The following is a 16,736-nucleotide window of genomic DNA, read 5'->3' as shown; positions in this document are numbered from 1 at the left end:
AATACGGATGAGAAAGCTGTATGTGTGACAGAGCGTAAACGGCAGCGCACATCCTAAAAATAACGAACCAAAAACTGTTATCCCTCTCATCTTTCATCCCTTTTTATATGTTACCGCGAGATTTCCGTTGCTTATTCTCGACAAGTCATTAACTCCACAATTCTGAAAATACCGGAGCAAGAGCTTAGTTTGATTCCTGTATTTCTTTAGCAATATCTCCCATCAGTACAGTTAGCAATTACTCAGATTTAGCTACAACAACCGCTTGCACAGTGCCCTGTGTCGGGATAAAGTCAGGCTATCTAGTCAAAGTAGCTTCCAATATGGGAGCTGTTTATGGACAACCCACATGCGCAAGCTGTGCGAAGTTAATGCAGGAAGCAAAAAGCAAAATACTTTTTCACCTCCCTTCCAGCTGAATTTCGCCATTAAAGCTCCGCGTATACGCAAATTACAATAATAATGAATCACAAGGAGTATATAGATGGTTCAAAGAGTAGTTGTTGTCGATGGCAACCAAATAGCAGCGGAAAATTTATCAAACTTTGTTATGGGCACTTATATTGGTGTCGGTGCGCTTATGTTTGGGCTCTACTGGCTAGTCGGCTTTTTTACACCACATTTTTTAGCGGACGACTTAGGACTTTTAACCTATATCATCGCCCCTGCGGCTATTCTGCTCAGTGCGTTTTTCCTACTAGTGGTATTAATGTGCGCAATTTCATTTGAAGACCCTATTACTCAAATCGCATACTCGGCTGGCATCAGCTATATAAGTGTTCCAATAATTCGAGACATGGGTTGGATTGGCTACAGCGACACGGGGAAAGTCATTGGCTATATTCTAGTTTTCGCGATTGCCTTCGCTCTTCTAAATAAATTAATGAAATACTCTTTTGTATTAAAAGCCACGAAAGTAGTTGGCGGAATCGCTATTTTTGGCGCATTACTTTTTCCGTTTACAAACTCAACCATGGATATATTGAAGTCTGCGGGTTGGTTATAACCCCCTGTCGTTGTTCCAAAAAAGCCAGCTCCAAAGAGCTGGCTTTTTTATATCGCTATCGAACTGAATACGAAGACCAATAGTAATTAATATTGAAACAAATTCTCATCGATAGTTTCGTTGAAAGTAAGCTCGGCTTGCAACTCAAACGTGGCTTGTTCACTTTGTCCAGGTATTAGCACGTTTAAACGCACAGGCAATTCCGTATTCGCGTCCACCCAAACACGAACTTGTGTACCCTGCTCTTCAACTAAGAACCCAGTCAACAGCTTGCCGTCTACTTCAATGCTATCAAGCGTCGTCACAGTACTTGGATCGGCATTTAGTAAGGTGTCGTACCAAGCTAGCGGGTCCTCTTCTTCATTCGTTTGACCGTTTTGTTCTGGGTCAAACTGGTAAGGCACGTTCATCCCTTGCTCAGGAAAAATGATTTGCCCCTGCCCATTGGCGATATCCATGATATTAATGGTGGCACCACCTTCTGCTGAACCGCTTGGCAAAGTTTCTACTCGAACCTTATCTGGATGCTGGTAAAACACATTGATATCCATCAAGTGTTCACCTCGTGCATGCATGCTGCCCTGGTAAGTTAAACTGGTAATGTCTCTTAATTTAGCGACCATATCGGCATACAACGGAGTACTTGTAGAGCCTAAAAACAGTAAAGTAGCTATCCCCACTGCACCTACCGCGCTAAACGCACTAGCTGTCCGTAACTTCGCTTTCGCCATGCTTTGCAAGAAACCTCTTAACCATGAGGTACGTTTTTCTTGCGCTTGCTCAGGCTGAGCGTCAATTAAATTCTGTATACGCAAACTGACTTGCTCTGCATACTCTTCACTATCACCTTGGTTGCGCATAGCTTGCGTTGCTTGGTCGACTAAGTATTCATTTGAATTAGTTGCTGACATGAACGGCTTCCTCTGAATTTGTTTCACTAAAAATCACGGCAAGTTTGTCTTTGGTGCGGTGTAAAATAGCTCCCACATGACCACTATTTATTGCGAGCTGGTCTGCTATTTCCTGGTAACTCAGTTGCTCAATGTTTCTTAATACAAAAACCTCTGCTTCCTGCGGTTTCAGCCTTGCTAAAGCTTCACGCAATAGGTCGAGTTGTATTTGATTTTCAACACTTCGCTCCGGGCCAGAAAGTTGGTCGTTGTTTGGCTGAACAAAAGGTAAAACTTCAGCCTGCTCAGACACCTCTTGCTGGTGGTAACGCTTGCGCAGAAAATCACAACTGGCAGATGTTGCCATTGTTTTGAGATAAGCGCCCCAATGTTGAACCTCGTCCATTTGCGCGCACGACTTCTTAAATAGTTTAAGAAAAACTTCTTGGGCTATATCTTCGGCTTGGTGCCGGTCTCCCAATATCTTATATGCGCACTGATAAACGAGGCTGCCGTACTCACCGGCTAACTTGGATATCCGTTGTTTTATGTTTGAAGTTGGCAATTGCCTCTCCATATTTGTGGTGAATTTAATACCTAGACGGAATCAGCACTCAAATTCTTACAGAAACCTCAAAAAAAAAAGCCAGCTAATAAGCTGGCTTTTATCATAACTTCATAAACGGAACGTTAAAGTCTCACGCCACCATCAATTTCAATGACACGGCCACTGAAGAAGTCGTTTTCAATAATGAAACGTGCAGAGTCTGCAACTTCACTGGGTTGGCCCCAACGCTTAAGCGGTACCATTGAAAGTGCGCGCTCTACTGCTTCTGGTTTCATAGCAGCAGTCATTGGTGTTTCGATGAAACCTGGTGCAATTGCGCCACAACGGATACCAAAACGACCAAGCTCGCGCGCCCAAGTTACGGTCATTGCCACTACGCCAGCTTTAGTTGCTGCATAGTTGGTTTGGCCGATGTTACCGGCTCTTGCCACGCTAGAAATGTTGATGATCGCACCTTTACGCTCGCGCTTCGCCATAACAGCTGCCGCTTCACGGCCACACAAGAATGTTCCGGTAAGGTTTACGTCGATCACTGACTGCCATTGTGAAAGTGGCATTTTGTGAGTGATTTCACCCTCTTTGCACTTGATCAACATACCGTCACGCAAAATACCTGCGTTGTTTACAAGTACGTCGATACCGTCGAAGTCTGCGTCGATAGCACCGAAAGTAGACTCTACTTCTGCTTCGTTAGTTACATTAGCAGAGTATGTGCGTACTACTTTCGCCCCTGACTTTTCACAGCTTGCTTGTGCTTCTTGTAGCTGCTCTGCGTTCATGTCGATAAGAGCTAGTGAAGCGCCGCGTGAAGCGAAGTCTTCAGCCATTGCGCGGCCTAAGCCTTGCGCGCCACCGGTAATTACAATTACTGCGTCTGAAATTTGCATGTTCGTTTATTCCTTCAATTCTTTTTACTTGCCAAACTTCTTAAAAATGCTTGAGAAGTCTAAGCCACCGAAACCTTCTGCGCTGTGCTCTGCAAACAGTTCTTTAGCACGCTCGCCCATAGGCGTTTCATTACCCGACTGTTTTGCCGTATCCAATGCCAAACCTAAGTCTTTTAACATGAGATCGACTAGGAACCCGCCATTGTAGTCGTTGCTTGAAGGCACACCGTCCATTACGTCTGGGCATGGGTTATACACTTCTAGCGTCCAGTTACGGCCAGAGCTTTGCAGCATGATTTCTGAAAGTACTTTTGCGTCTAGCCCTTGCGCACGACCAAGCTGTAACGCTTCAGAAGTACCGGCCATTAACACACCTAGAAGCATGTTATTGCAGATTTTCGCAACTTGGCCTGCGCCGTGCTCACCTGCTCTGAATACGGCTTTACCCATCGACTCAAGCACTGGGCGCGCTTCTTCAATGTCACCACCGTCGCCGCCACAAATAAAGGTCAGCGTGCCAGCTTTAGCACCACCCACACCACCAGAAACAGGTGCGTCGATTACACGCTTACCTTTTTCCACGAGTGCTTGAGCAAGTTTGCGTGCGGTGTCTGCGCTAATCGTGCTTGAATCTACAACTAATGCACCTTCTTCAATTGCGTCAGCGATGCCGTCGCCCTCAACGCCTTCGCCAAGGTATAAACCCAGTACGTGCTTGTCAGCAGGTAACATAGACACAATAATGTCTTTACCTTTCACACAAGCTTCTGCGCTTTCTGCAACGGCCGCACCCGCTTCTTTCAATGTTGCTAAGGCTTCTTGCGACAAATCGAAAACAGTCACGTCGTGCCCTGCCTTCACCAAGTTTGTCGCCATTGGGCCACCCATATTACCTAGCCCGATAAATCCTACATTTGCCATGATTATTCCCCTAAATCCTTAAGTGGGTGCGCTTCTGCGCTCCAAGGCGAAGTAAACATTTCGTCTACGTCGCGCTCGCCAATAACGTCGATAGACGCATGACGCCACTGCGGACGCTTGTCTTTGTCAATAAGCAAAGCACGAACGCCTTCAATAAAGTCGCCATGGATGGCGCAATTCACCGATAGCGTAAGCTCTAAGCGAAATACGTCTTCAATCGATAGTTGTTCGCCATGCTGAAGCTGCTGCCAAACTATATGGGCAGTCATGGGACAACCACGCTGAAGCGTTTTCTGACCACGAACCAAAGCTTCTTCGTCGGTTTGGTATTGCGTAAATTGATGCGCAACCGCAGTTAAATCTTCACCAGTCATTAGTGTGCGAATCACTTCATGCAATGGCTCTAACTGTGCTTCAGGCATTGCTGTTGCATCGCCTACGCCACGAAGAACGTCGTCTACTAAGTTATGGTTTTGGCTTATATCTGCAGACCAGTCTGCACCTTGCAATGCTTCAATTGCAGACTGTTTCGCATTAAATGGAATCGCAACGTCGGCCATACCTAACCATAATGCGTCGGTCGCATTAACTTGCGCAGCAGTAAGCCCCAAGAATAGTCCCATACCTTCAGGTAAACGGCTTAAAAACCATGTGCCGCCCACATCCGGGTATAAACCAATGCTAATTTCTGGCATGGCTAATCTTGAATGCTCGGTAACGACACGATGGCTAGCACCGTTCATTAAACCAATACCACCGCCCATTACGAAACCATGGCCCCAAACTACGATTGGCTTTTTATAGGTTCTGATTTTGTAATCTAAGCGATATTCTTTAGTGAAGAAGTCCACAACCTCTTCTACTGGTTTTGGCTTAGTAGTATCTGCGTTTTGCGCTTTGGTCGCATGGTACATTTGTACAATGTCGCCACCCGCACAAAACGCTTTCTCGCCGGCACCTTCAAGCCACACACAAGCAATATTGTCGTCTTCTGCCCAAGCGTCAAGTTGTGGTGACAAGAGCTTGATCATTTCAAGGCTTAAAGCATTCAAGGAACGCTCAGAATTGAGTGTTGCCACTCCAATCTTCTTCCCGTTCTGAGCGTCTATTGTTGCAAACTTTACAGCTTGTTCCTGACTCATCATTCCCTCGCTTATAACAGTTCAGCGGCACCGTCAGCTAATAATCGACGCGCAATAATTAAGCGCATGATTTCATTAGTACCCTCAAGAATTTGATGCACACGTACGTCGCGAACATGACGCTCTAACGGATACTCTTTGATATAACCGTAACCGCCATGAATTTGCAGTGCTTCGTTACATACTTGGAAACCAATGTCGGTAGCGAAGCGTTTTGCCATTGCACAGTAAGAGGTTTTATCAGCGTCTTCGCTATCTACTTTAAATGCAGCTAAACGCACCATTTGGCGAGCCGCAACAAGTTCTGTTGCCATATCAGCAAGCTTAAATTGCATCGCTTGGAATGCAGCAAGTGGTTTGCCGAACTGAGAACGCTCGTGCATGTAGTCGCGTGCAGTATTTAAAGCCGCTTGCGCAGTACCTACTGAACATACCGCAATATTTATACGACCGCCGTCTAACCCCATCATGGCAAACTTAAAGCCTTCACCCTCTTCGCCAAGTAAGTTTGCAGCTGGAATACGGACATTCTCAAAAGTAACCAAGCGCGTAGGCTGTGCGTTCCAGCCCATTTTTTCTTCGGCTTTACCGTAGTGAATACCTTCTGCGTCAGCAGGCACTACGAATGCTGAAATGCCTTTGGCACCTTCTCCACCGGTTCTTGCCATGACAACTAATACGTCAGTAGAGCCAGCACCTGAGATGAACATTTTCGATCCATTCAATACGTACTCATCGCCTTCTTTTTTAGCCGATGTACGCAAGCTTGCTGCGTCTGAACCTGCACCCGGCTCAGTTAAGCAATAAGAACCAAGCTTCTGACCCATCACAAGTTCTGGGCACCATTGCTCAGAAACTTCTGGCTTAGCGAACGAGCCAATCATCCATGTCACCATGTTGTGAATGGTCATCATGGCTGTAGTTGCGGTACAACCCATCGCTAGTTGTTCGAAAATTAAAGCACTGTCTAAGCGGCTCATTCCGAAGCCGCCAGCACTTTCTGGCGTGTACATGCCCATGAAGCCCATTTCACCGGCTTTGCGGAACACTTCAATCGGGAAATGATGCTCTTCGTCCCACTTACCCGCATGAGGCGCCATTTCTTTTTCAGCAAAAGCACGCGCTGTGTCTACAAACGCCTGTTGGTCGTCAGTTAAATTGAAATTCATAACTACCTCTTACTGCAATTTAATGGTCATGTTAGGGCCTTCGTTGTCGATTTCACTTTCCGGCCAACGCGCGGTGATGGTTTTAGTCTCGCTGTAGAAACGAATCGCTTGCTTACCATAAGCATGTAAATCACCGAAGAATGAGTTCTTCCAACCTGTGAACGAGAAGAAAGGTAGTGGCACTGGAATTGGAATATTAATTCCCACCTGACCTACCTCAACTTCGTGCTGATACTTACGAGCCGAAGCACCATTAGTGGTAAAGATTGAAGTACCGTTACCGTAAGGGTTGCTGTTCACAAGTTCTAACGCTTCTTCTAGCGTGTCTACTTCAACTGCACACAATACAGGACCGAATATTTCCTGTTGGTAAATAGTCATTTCTTTAGTCACTTTACTAAAGAATGTAGGTCCAACCCAGTTACCGTCTGGGAAGCCTTCAACTTTGCAGTCAGAGCCGTCAACCAAACACTCCGCGCCCTCTTCTTTACCTTTTTGAATAAGATCAAGCACGCGCTGTTTAGCAGCGGGGCTAATAAGCGGTCCGTATGCAGCGTTTTCGTCGTCCCAAGCGCCTGGTTTAACCTTTGCCAGCTCTTCCGCTAATTCTGGAATCCACTCTTTCGACTTACCTACAAACACAGCAACAGAAATAGCCATACAACGTTGGCCTGCTGCACCTACTGATGCACCAACCAAGTTATTTACAACGGTTTTCTTGTTCGCGTCTGGCATGATTACACAGTGGTTTTTAGCACCTGCGAAAGCTTGTACGCGCTTCAAGTTTTCAGTACCTGTACGGTAGATATACTGACCTACTGGCACAGAACCCACGAATGAAATTGCGCGAATTTCAGGGTGGTTCAATAGAAAGTCTACTTGCTCTTTAGCACCATGAACCACTTGTAAAACACCTTTTGGCGCACCCGCTTCAGCAAACAATTCCGCTAAGCGTGTTGGTGTCATTGGGTCTTGCTCAGATGGCTTCAAAATAAATGTGTTACCGCAAGCAATGGCCATTGGGAACATCCACAATGGAATCATTGCAGGGAAATTAAATGGTGTAATACCTGTGCACACACCTAGCGGCTGAATGTAGCTGTAGGTGTCGATGCCGCGAGCTACGTTTTCAGCGGTTTCACCCATCGTAAGCGCAGGAATGTTCGCAGCTTGTTCAACAACTTCAATACCACGCCAAACGTCACCCTTGGCGTCGTCGAATGTTTTACCGGTCTCTTTAGCAAGAATTTCAGCAATTTCGTCGTGGTGTTCTTTCAACAATGCTTGGTAGCGCATCATTACACGCGCACGCTCTGAAACAGGAACTTCTTTCCAAGTTTTGAATGCTTCTTTCGCACTTGCAAAAGCACGCTTCATTTCGTCGTCTGTCGCTAACGGCGTTTCACACAGCACTTCTTGTGTTGCGGGGTTAGTCACTGGAATAGACTTGGTCGATGCGGATTCAATAAATTCGCCGTCGATAAAAAGCTTTACGCGTTGTTGCTGACTCATTTTTCGTTCCTTTCTTAGAAAGTAAAAACACTTTTTTAACGTGAACGTATTAAATCAGAGGCTAGCGCACTTTAGAATCGATAAAATTGGCGCTACAATGGACAATATTGCTGCACAAAGCCATTACAAAAGGAGCTGCATGAGTCAACCTTCAAATTGGCCACTTCCGTCGGGAAGTTCCAGACTTATTTTGCCTCAGCCCCTATTGCAACAATTGCAACAGCACCCTTTGTCGCGCGATTTGTATCCTATTGCCTATGGTCACTATTTAGACGCTACCGGACACGTGGTAAGAAGAAATGTTCATACCGACTACTTACTTATTTTCTGTCATGGAGGACGCGGCAAGTTCCGTATAGGTAGGCACCAAGGCTATTTAGTGCCCGGGCAAATACTTGTTTTACCTAAGGGAGTTAGCCACACTTACCAGTCAGACACGAACCAGCCATGGAGTATTTATTGGGCTCATTTTGACGGTGAACGCGTAGAGCAATTCATGGACTATATTGGTATTCCACTTAATTTAAAAAGTGCCTTCCAACGAAACTTCCGGCCCGTGATCACCTTAAGCAATTGGCGACCTCTTCTCGCTGAGGTTACTCAACTATTAAACCTCCAACATGATCGACTTTCGTTAGATAAAGGCATACTAGCCAGCTCCCTATTACGCAAACTGCTCAGCGAAATTCCTTTGCTAGCAAACAAAGAAAGTTCTGATAGAAATGAATTTGATTTAGAAGCATTAGACCGGTTTATGCGCGACAACAGTCATAAAACGCTACAATTAGAAGAGTTAGCGCGTTTTTCAGGGCTCTCGAAGTTTCACTTTAGTAAACGATTCAGAAAGGTTACCGGATTGTCACCATTGCAGTACTTTACGCACATGAAAGTTCAACAGGCTGCGCAAATGCTTAAGGAAGGCGAACACACAGTTCGGCAAATCAGCCAAACTTTAGGGTTTGACGACCCCTACTATTTTTCTCGATTATTCAAAAAGCATACAGGTTCTGCACCTCAACACTATCGTAAAAAACAACGACTAGAGGAAGCAAACAATGAGTGATCAACCTCTAGAACAAATCGAGATGTTCAAGCTACCCAACCCTTGTATAGGCGTATGTGAGTCTGGTCCAAAAGGCTACTGTAAAGGATGTCTACGATCGCGCGAAGAACGCTTTGACTGGCATAACAAGCCAGAAGCCGAACGTTCAGAGATTTTACGAAAACTCAGTTTACGCCAGAAGCGAAAAGCAGCCTTTCTCGCGCAACTACAAGCACAGGAAGACCAACAAGCTGGAGATGACCAAGAACAGCTCGTTCTACCTTGGTAACTCTTTTGCAACTCGGCCCTCCTTTCTAGTATTCTCACGCTTCAAGTTGTTACAGGAGTATTCGCCACCATGGACATTAGAGTCGCAACCCACGAAGACGTTGATCACATTCATGCACTCGCAGAGCAGTGGTTGCTGAGCAACCAAGAAGCGCCCGAAAGAACTGGATTTTTGATTTCTAACTTCAGCAAAGAAACCTACCACCAGTACGTTGATTCAGCAGAGTACTTTTGGATTGCAGAAACAGACGGCACCATCGACGCTTTTCTTCTTGCCTACAGTCGCGACAGCATCAAACCCGAAGAAGTCATTAACTCTTGCCTAAGGTTCTCCGTTATCGAGGACTTTGTTCTTATCAAACAGATCTGTGCCAATCGTGACAGCAAAGTTAGAGGAGCAGCATTCAAACTCTACAATAAGCTATTCAAAGAGATGAGACAGGATTATGCACTTGCAGCCGTCGTTAATGAGCCTCTGAATACAAAGTCGATCGAGTTTCACCAAAGAGCTGGATTTAAACATCTTTGGGATTTAACGCCGCCTCCTGATTTTGATGGTGAAATACGTACCCGCTCAATTTGGTGCTTTAGTAAAAAAGGAAGCTTACCCGAAACACGAATGGCTAGAGGCAAAGGTTCTGAAGCACTGACTCAGTTGGTTGAGAAGTCTCAAACTGCAGCCGACCTATACATGCATGAAGACAACCTAAATTGGACCAAGCTTGGTATGCTTGTCACGTTTATGACGGCACTGTTAACGGCATTCGCCATTTTAATAGAGCGGGACATGGAAAGTACCGATCCTTGGATGGTTTCCATTCTGATTATATTCGGGTTGGTAATTAACCTAATGTTTTACAATAAGATTAAAAGTGGCTTAGCGTATTTAGATTTTCACAAAGCAAATGTAAGAGCGTTTGATCAGAGCCAATGCAATTTAGACCCTCATATGCCGCGTATTTTGCATCATGGAGCAGAGAAAACTAGTGCCACCGCCAAACTGCTTCAGTTTGTACCTATATTAAGCCTTGGTTTGTGGAGTGTTTGTTCAATTATGCTTTTCGCACGTTTTATAGTGCCCAACCTTTAATAGGTCGGGCACATTGAGTTTATTGACTGATTTGTTGACGAACCAGTTTTAGGTCATCCTCGGTATCTACACCTGCCGGGGGTGTACGTATTGCGTCGGCAACATGAATTTTCTCACCATGCCAAAGTACACGAAGCTGCTCTAACGACTCCGTGATTTCGATTGGGCTAGGCTCCCATTCTGCATAACGCGCCACAAATCCTGCTCTGTACGCGTAAATACCAATATGGCGAGCCCACGTCGATTCTATTACTTCTTGCGTTACTCCAGGAGCGGAACCCTGTTTGAAGCGCTCGCGATCATAAGGAATTGGAGCCCGGCTGAAGTACATTGCATAGCCCGATAAATCACGAACCACTTTTACAGCATTTGGGTTGAAAATTTCTTCAGCATCGGTGAGCGGTACAGCCAGTGTAGCCATCGGTGCAGAACGCTGTGCTTGCAGATTTTCTGCAACTTGATGAATAATCTCAGGTGGAATTAACGGCTCATCACCCTGAACATTCACCACAACTTCATTCTCTGCCAACGCCAACTTTTCAATAACTTCCGCAAGCCTCTCGGTTCCAGAAGTATGATCAGGAGACGTCATCATGGCGTGACCGCCTAAGTCAGTCACTACTTTGAATATACGCTCATCATCTGTCGCCACTACAACTTCAGCAGCGCCACTAGCTTCAGCACGTTCCATCACATGCTGAATCATTGGCTTACCGTTGATGTCTGCTAATGGCTTACCCGGTAATCTTGACGAGTTATAACGCGCTGGAATGATGACCGTAAAGCTCATGCCTTATCTACCTTTTCTAATTCTTCAGGTGAAAGTTCGGTTGCTTCAACCCTAATTAATGCAGGAATGCCATCGCGCACAGGATACGACAAACGTTCGCCTCTACAAATTAGAGACTCACGATTTTCTCCCCACACTAACTTTCCTTTGCATGAAGGACAGGCAAGAATACTAAGCAGGTTTGCCGGAACGCTCATTCGAGTTCACCTCTGACAGTTTTGTTTGGGTTTCTAAAACCCGAGCAATTAACGCTTCTTTAAAGGTTTCAGGAAACGCCATTTCAACTTTTAAATAATACCAATGCGGTCGAGCAAAAGACTTAACCTTTACGGCATCTTTTTCAGTCATAAGCACTGGAAACTGGTTGCTCACACGATAAAAATCTTGCGAGCTGTACTGGTAATGGTCTGGATACACGCGTGTTTCAGCAATTTGAATTCCTTGCTCGCGCACCGTATTGAAAAACCGCTCTGGATGTCCAATCCCGGCAATCACAATTGCTGTTTCGCCGTCTGGAACTTCAATTTCAGAGTCGTCGGTTACTCGGCGCCAGCCAACGCTTCTGAGCTCCATAGGTACGGCAGGCAAAGACTCAAGAGACTCAGAGAAGCTTTCCGAAGGCGAATTCAATAATACCCAGTCTACCTTTTGCAAACGCTTGACCCTTTCGCGCATAGGTCCTGCCGGTAACAACCATTGATTTCCAAACTCTCTACGGCCATCCACGACACTTAGTTCAATGTCGCGACCAAGTGCGTAATGCTGTAGGCCATCGTCGGCAACAATAACATTCACGTCGCATTGCTCTAATAAATGCTGCGCGGCTTTCTTTCTTACTGGATCTACAGCTACCGGAACACCGCTTAATTTATGAAGCATCGCTGGCTCGTCACCTACGCGGCTTGGGCAAGAAGCGCTAGTCACCAGTGCAGGGTATGGCCCTTCACTACCGTACCCTCGCGAAACTATGCCTGGTTTCAAGCCCGCTTGTTTGAGCAGCTCCACAATAGACAGCACAGTAGGTGTTTTACCTGTACCACCAACCGTTACATTGCCTACAACCACTACCGGAACGGGTGCCTTCCAAGTACGTTTGATTTTGCACCAGAACAAAAACCGGCGAAGTGCAGCCAGCACACTAAACACAAACGACAAAGGCACCAACGGGAATAGTTGCCACGCTAGTTTCTTTTCATACCACCAATGTTCAATTTTGTGACTCACTGAATACCACCGAACTGCATATTGTAAAGCTGCGCGTAAGCACCCTTTTGTTCCAGTAAACTGTCGTGTGTACCACGTTCAATGATTTGACCGTGGTCTAACACCAATATTTCGTTTGCTTGCTCAATCGTAGACAACCGATGCGCAATAATGAGTGACGTACGATCTTGCTGTAAGTTGTCGAGAGCTTTTTGAATATGACGCTCAGACTCTGTGTCTAATGCGCTAGTTGCCTCATCTAGGATAAGAATAGGCGCGTCTCTTAATAACGCACGAGCAATGGCTATTCGCTGACGCTGTCCGCCAGACAACATCACACCATTTTCTCCTACCATTGTTTCTAAACCATTCGGCAAGTTGTCTGTAAATTCATCGACGTAGGCTAGCTTCACCGCCCTCTCGATGTCTTCACGGGTTACTTCTTTACCTGCGCCGTAGGCTATGTTGTTGGCAATCGTGTCATTGAATAGCGTCACGTTTTGCGAAACGACTGCAAATTGCTTACGTAAAGACTTCAAAGTGTAGTCTTGGACGTTCTTGTCATCTACGAGTATTTCACCACTTTCAATGTCATAAAAACGGGTGAGCAAGTTTGAAACCGTTGATTTACCACTACCAGAGCGCCCCACTAACGCAACCGACTTACCCGCAGGAACATTAAACGAGATGTTTTTTAATGCTGCTTCTTCACCTTCTACATAACGAAACAAAACATTGTTAAAGCTTAAGTCACCTTTTACACGCTTCGCGTCGTATGTGCCTTGGTCTTGTTCTTTCGGCTGATCCAATACTTCGAATACACTTGCTGCAGCCGCTAAACCTCGTTGTAAGTCTGCGTTCACATTGGTTAATTGCTTCAACGGTCGTAATAGCATGATCATGCTCGTCAGTAGCGTAGTAAATGCGCCTGGAGTTAAGTCTTCAAGCATAGACGGGAAGCTTGCGATAAAGAGCACCATGGAAAGGCTCAGTGACGCTATAAGTTGAATAATTGAGGTGCTGATGGTGCGAATATTGACCAGTTTTAAGTTCTGCTGACGGGTAGACTGATTAATACCCGAAAACCGAGACGCTTCTTTTTCTTGCCCTTCAAACATTACAACAACTTTATGACCGTTAATCATTTGCTCTGCAGTTGTCGTTACGTTGCCCATTGCAGTTTGAATTTTGCCACTGGTATGCCTAAATTTGCGCGACACCACGGTAACCACCTTGCCAACCACCGGGCCAATCAGCAGAAACACAAGCGACAACTGCCAGCTGTGGTAAATCATTAACGACACAAGGCCTATTACGAACGCACCTTCACGAACCATGGTGAGAATGGCTCGGCTAGAAGCTTCAGCGAGCTGCTGAGTGTCGTAGGTTATTTTTGAGATCAGATCACCGGTCGACATTTTGTCGTGATAAGACACTGGAACGCGCATTAAGTGTTCGAACAATTCTTGTCTTAGGTTTGTCACGACATGAAAGCCCACATAGCTAAGAAAGTAGCTTGAAATAAAGTTAAAGAAGCCACGAAGAATAAACACGAAAGGAACGAATATAGCCCCATACACCAATATTTTCGGGTTACTTGCACCTAAGCCTTCGTCAATGAGGGTTTCGATATGGTAGAAGAAAAACGTGTCGACGCCCGCATAGCCAATCATACCAATGATGGCTAAAGCAAAAGCGAGCCGAAAAGGTTTGATGTACTGTACTAGACGACGAAAACTTCTTTGGCGTTGTGTATTAGAGTCCATGCAATTCGCTTATTTTTACGATCTGTTTTCATTGTACATTGTCTTGCGGTGAAATGACTAGCTACTCTGCGGGAAGTTGATGAAACCACGGTGTGTTTTCTAGCGGTCGTGCCAGTCTCACTTGCCACTCATTTTCTTTAAATAACAATGAAACCTGACCATGCCGCCCTGTGTCATAAAAGTCGATATTGCGATTAGCATAGCGCGCTAAAACTTCTTGATTAGGCATACCAAACTGATTGGCAAAGCCGCGGCTAACCACCGCTATGTCAGGGGCTACCGCGTCTAAGAACTCCGGCTGACTCGACCGTTTAGAACCATGGTGAGACACCAACAATATGTCATGCTTTAACATGTCTTGGTAACGCCCATATAGCCTTAACTCATTGATATAACCACTGTCTCCGGGAAGCAAAACCCGTTGGTTTTGATACTCTACAGATATAACGCAACTGTCGTTATTTTGACCAAACCTAGGGCCGGGTAATGGCGCTAACACGCGCACAGTCACCTCCTGCCAGCGCCAATGCTGGCCAAAATAACATCCCTGTGCGGCATTATTATTATCTAACCAAAGCGCATTAGGGAAAGCTTCCTGCAATGCGGCTTGTCCTCCGCTATGATCAAGGTGTTGGTGAGACACCACGCCCCAATCGAGAATTAAACCGCGGCGCTTTAGAAATGGAATAACCGTACTTGCGCCAGCACTGTAACCGGTATGGTACGCGGGTCCTGTATCAATAACTGCACTGCGGCCTCCTTGCTCAATAACGATAGCGTTCCCCTGTCCAACGTCTAACACATGAATAGCAAAAGCTGAGGAAGATTTGTTCAGTGCATACAGGGCGGCGAAGATAACCAAAGTAACAAACACAGCAACCTTATACTTAAACCGAAAGGGTAAGTAACAGCAAAGTACTGAAGCGAAGAGCCACCAACCCCAAAATGGATCCCATACCTCGAACCAAGCAAACTCTGCTGCTGCCACACGATCGAGTACCGAAAACATAGCTTGATAGACTTTATCTAATAACCACCACAGGGTATTGGCTAACTGGGGCCAAAACCATGAAGCGACGATGGAAATTAAAGTGATAGGAATAAGTAACGCGGTAAAGACCGGAATAAGTAATACATTGGTGACTGGAGCTAGCCAAGCAATACCTTGAAAAAACAAAATAGAAACCGGCAATAGCATAATCAGTAACATGACTTCGAAGCGCCAAAGTATTTGCCATTTGCGGACTAAGTTTTGACTTGAGGCTACGCGCTCGCGCCAATGCCAAACGAAAATGCTCAGCACGGCACAAATGGATAACCAAAAGCCCGTATCCAAATAAGCTAATGGGTCTAACCATAGAATCAGCAACACCGCATAAAACCATATTTTCAGCATGCCGCTGTGTTCACGGCTAAGCATAGCAAAACCCACCACTAAAATTAGTATGAGTGCTCGAAGGGTGGTTATAGGAAAGCCCGCTAGCGCGGCATAGAAAAAGGCTAAAGCAAAACCACTAGCAAAAATAAGTATTTTTCTTACCCTGTTGAGCAGTTCTGAGTGTCTATGAAAGTAGCTCCACTTCGATAGCCACCGAACGCTTACACAACGCTTGAGTAGCAAGATGCAAAATGTGAAAACCAAACTAAGGTGCAACCCAGAAATAGCGACAACATGCGAAAGCCCTGTTCTTCGCAAAGTATCCCACTGTTCGGTTGTTAACCACTGCCGCTCTCCTAGACCTAGGGCAAGGATTAAACCGGCATAACCGAGCTCGTCACGCTCTTGCTCTAATGCTTCAAATGCATGCTGCCGCATTGCAGCAACACTCAAAGCACGTGCTGAGCTAAGCTTTTTTCCTTCTGTAACCGAACCAAGTAAACGAATACGATGACGAGCTAGGTATTTTTGATAGTCGAATAATCCAGGGTTTAATGTTGCGGCACTCGGCTTTAAACGAGCCACAAACGACCATGTTTCTCCGGCTCTCACTTTTGGTCTTTCGTCTGCATACCAATACACCCTAACTTTGAGAGGGCAGGCACGGTTAGGTATCTGCCAGCTGGTTGGAGCTTGTGTTAAACAGCCATCGAGCCTAGTTCGCAAATCGTCACTTTCCGCCAACGACTCAACCTGAAGATGAATACGTGTAGGTTCGCGCCAATGTGTATGGTCAAGTTGCCAGGAAAATTGCATGGATAGATTGAAAATTACCCACGACATACCGCACAATACGCCACCCAACAGTTTGCAGCCGTCTATAATGTAAAAAGACTGCAAATTCAGCGGTGCAAAAACAAGCTTTGAAATAATGTGTGGCAGCTTTTGTAAAGCTACACACACTGTGGCTAATAGAAGTGCAACAGTTATACCCCATAATGGGCTCAACACTGGCATTAGGGGTGAACTCAGTAAACCACCTATTGTGCCAACAACCCATGGGAAATACGTTAATTTCATGAAG

The 16,736-nt window shown here is 45.6% G+C and carries 16 protein-coding genes; 4 read left to right on the top strand and 12 right to left on the bottom strand.

Annotation, left to right across the window (positions count from 1 at the left end; translation table 11 throughout):
* Positions 1 to 484: 484 nt before the first annotated feature.
* Positions 485 to 1,006, top strand: coding sequence for a hypothetical protein (locus DQX04_RS00795; protein WP_111913900.1), 522 nt, complete (start codon positions 485 to 487; stop codon positions 1,004 to 1,006).
* 86 nt (positions 1,007 to 1,092) lie between these two features.
* Here DQX04_RS00795 and DQX04_RS00790 read toward each other — a convergent pair whose 3' ends face one another.
* The 7 genes from DQX04_RS00790 to DQX04_RS00760 form a co-directional block, all read right to left on the bottom strand.
* On the bottom strand, positions 1,093 to 1,917 hold the full coding sequence (locus tag DQX04_RS00790; RefSeq protein WP_111913899.1) for a hypothetical protein: 825 nt from the start codon (positions 1,915 to 1,917) through the stop codon (positions 1,093 to 1,095).
* Complete coding sequence (locus DQX04_RS00785) at positions 1,904 to 2,461, bottom strand: RNA polymerase sigma factor (protein WP_165831907.1); 558 nt, start codon at positions 2,459 to 2,461, stop codon at positions 1,904 to 1,906. Before DQX04_RS00785 ends, DQX04_RS00790 begins: the two co-directional genes overlap by 14 nt.
* 125 nt (positions 2,462 to 2,586) lie before the next feature.
* The gene (locus DQX04_RS00780; RefSeq protein ID WP_111913897.1) at positions 2,587 to 3,351 is read right to left on the bottom strand and encodes an SDR family oxidoreductase; all 765 of its coding nucleotides are present in this window, start codon (positions 3,349 to 3,351) and stop codon (positions 2,587 to 2,589) included.
* Positions 3,352 to 3,375: 24 nt separating this feature from the next.
* Positions 3,376 to 4,272 carry a 3-hydroxyisobutyrate dehydrogenase gene (gene mmsB / locus DQX04_RS00775; protein ID WP_111913896.1) on the bottom strand — a complete coding sequence of 299 codons (897 nt, stop codon included), beginning with the start codon at positions 4,270 to 4,272 and terminating at the stop codon, positions 3,376 to 3,378.
* Positions 4,273 to 4,274: 2 nt separating this feature from the next.
* Positions 4,275 to 5,414: an enoyl-CoA hydratase/isomerase family protein gene (locus DQX04_RS00770; RefSeq protein WP_243618869.1), complete on the bottom strand. Its 1,140-nt coding sequence runs from the start codon at positions 5,412 to 5,414 to the stop codon at positions 4,275 to 4,277.
* Positions 5,415 to 5,425: 11 nt separating this feature from the next.
* Positions 5,426 to 6,583: an acyl-CoA dehydrogenase family protein gene (locus DQX04_RS00765; protein ID WP_111913894.1), complete on the bottom strand. Its 1,158-nt coding sequence runs from the start codon at positions 6,581 to 6,583 to the stop codon at positions 5,426 to 5,428.
* A gap of 9 nt (positions 6,584 to 6,592) precedes the next feature.
* Positions 6,593 to 8,095 carry a CoA-acylating methylmalonate-semialdehyde dehydrogenase gene (locus DQX04_RS00760; protein WP_111913893.1) on the bottom strand — a complete coding sequence of 501 codons (1,503 nt, stop codon included), beginning with the start codon at positions 8,093 to 8,095 and terminating at the stop codon, positions 6,593 to 6,595.
* A gap of 139 nt (positions 8,096 to 8,234) precedes the next feature.
* Between DQX04_RS00760 and DQX04_RS00755 the strand changes: the two genes are divergently transcribed.
* The 3 genes from DQX04_RS00755 (at position 8,235) to DQX04_RS00745 (ending at position 10,515) form a co-directional block, all read left to right on the top strand.
* A complete protein-coding gene (locus DQX04_RS00755) occupies positions 8,235 to 9,158 on the top strand; it encodes an AraC family transcriptional regulator (RefSeq protein ID WP_111913892.1) in 924 nt (307 codons plus the stop codon).
* Positions 9,151 to 9,426, top strand: coding sequence for a DUF1289 domain-containing protein (locus DQX04_RS00750; RefSeq protein WP_111913891.1), 276 nt, complete (start codon positions 9,151 to 9,153; stop codon positions 9,424 to 9,426). The genes DQX04_RS00755 and DQX04_RS00750 overlap by 8 nt, the downstream gene beginning before the upstream one ends.
* Positions 9,427 to 9,495: 69 nt before the next feature.
* Positions 9,496 to 10,515, top strand: coding sequence for a GNAT family N-acetyltransferase (locus DQX04_RS00745; RefSeq protein ID WP_111913890.1), 1,020 nt, complete (start codon positions 9,496 to 9,498; stop codon positions 10,513 to 10,515).
* Positions 10,516 to 10,534: 19 nt separating this feature from the next.
* On the opposite strand, the gene kdsB is transcribed toward DQX04_RS00745, so the two are convergent.
* The 5 genes from kdsB to DQX04_RS00720 form a co-directional block, all read right to left on the bottom strand.
* Positions 10,535 to 11,305, bottom strand: a complete 771-nt coding sequence (gene kdsB, locus DQX04_RS00740) for a 3-deoxy-manno-octulosonate cytidylyltransferase (protein WP_111913889.1) — start codon at positions 11,303 to 11,305, stop codon at positions 10,535 to 10,537.
* Positions 11,302 to 11,502 carry a Trm112 family protein gene (locus DQX04_RS00735; RefSeq protein ID WP_111913888.1) on the bottom strand — a complete coding sequence of 67 codons (201 nt, stop codon included), beginning with the start codon at positions 11,500 to 11,502 and terminating at the stop codon, positions 11,302 to 11,304. Before DQX04_RS00735 ends, kdsB begins: the two co-directional genes overlap by 4 nt.
* Entirely contained in the window at positions 11,477 to 12,529 is a 1,053-nt protein-coding gene (gene lpxK, locus DQX04_RS00730) for a tetraacyldisaccharide 4'-kinase (protein WP_111913887.1), read from the bottom strand. Before lpxK ends, DQX04_RS00735 begins: the two co-directional genes overlap by 26 nt.
* A complete protein-coding gene (msbA, locus tag DQX04_RS00725; RefSeq protein ID WP_111913886.1) occupies positions 12,526 to 14,274 on the bottom strand; it encodes a lipid A export permease/ATP-binding protein MsbA in 1,749 nt (582 codons plus the stop codon). The genes lpxK and msbA overlap by 4 nt, the downstream gene beginning before the upstream one ends.
* Before the next feature lie 61 nt (positions 14,275 to 14,335).
* The gene (locus DQX04_RS00720; RefSeq protein WP_111913885.1) at positions 14,336 to 16,732 is read right to left on the bottom strand and encodes a DNA internalization-related competence protein ComEC/Rec2; all 2,397 of its coding nucleotides are present in this window, start codon (positions 16,730 to 16,732) and stop codon (positions 14,336 to 14,338) included.
* Positions 16,733 to 16,736 lie beyond the last annotated feature (4 nt).

Origin of the sequence: Aliidiomarina sp. B3213, from assembly GCF_003290085.1 — a bacterium.
Lineage (GTDB): Bacteria > Pseudomonadota > Gammaproteobacteria > Enterobacterales > Alteromonadaceae > Aliidiomarina.
This window is presented reverse-complemented; position numbering and strand designations above follow the sequence as displayed.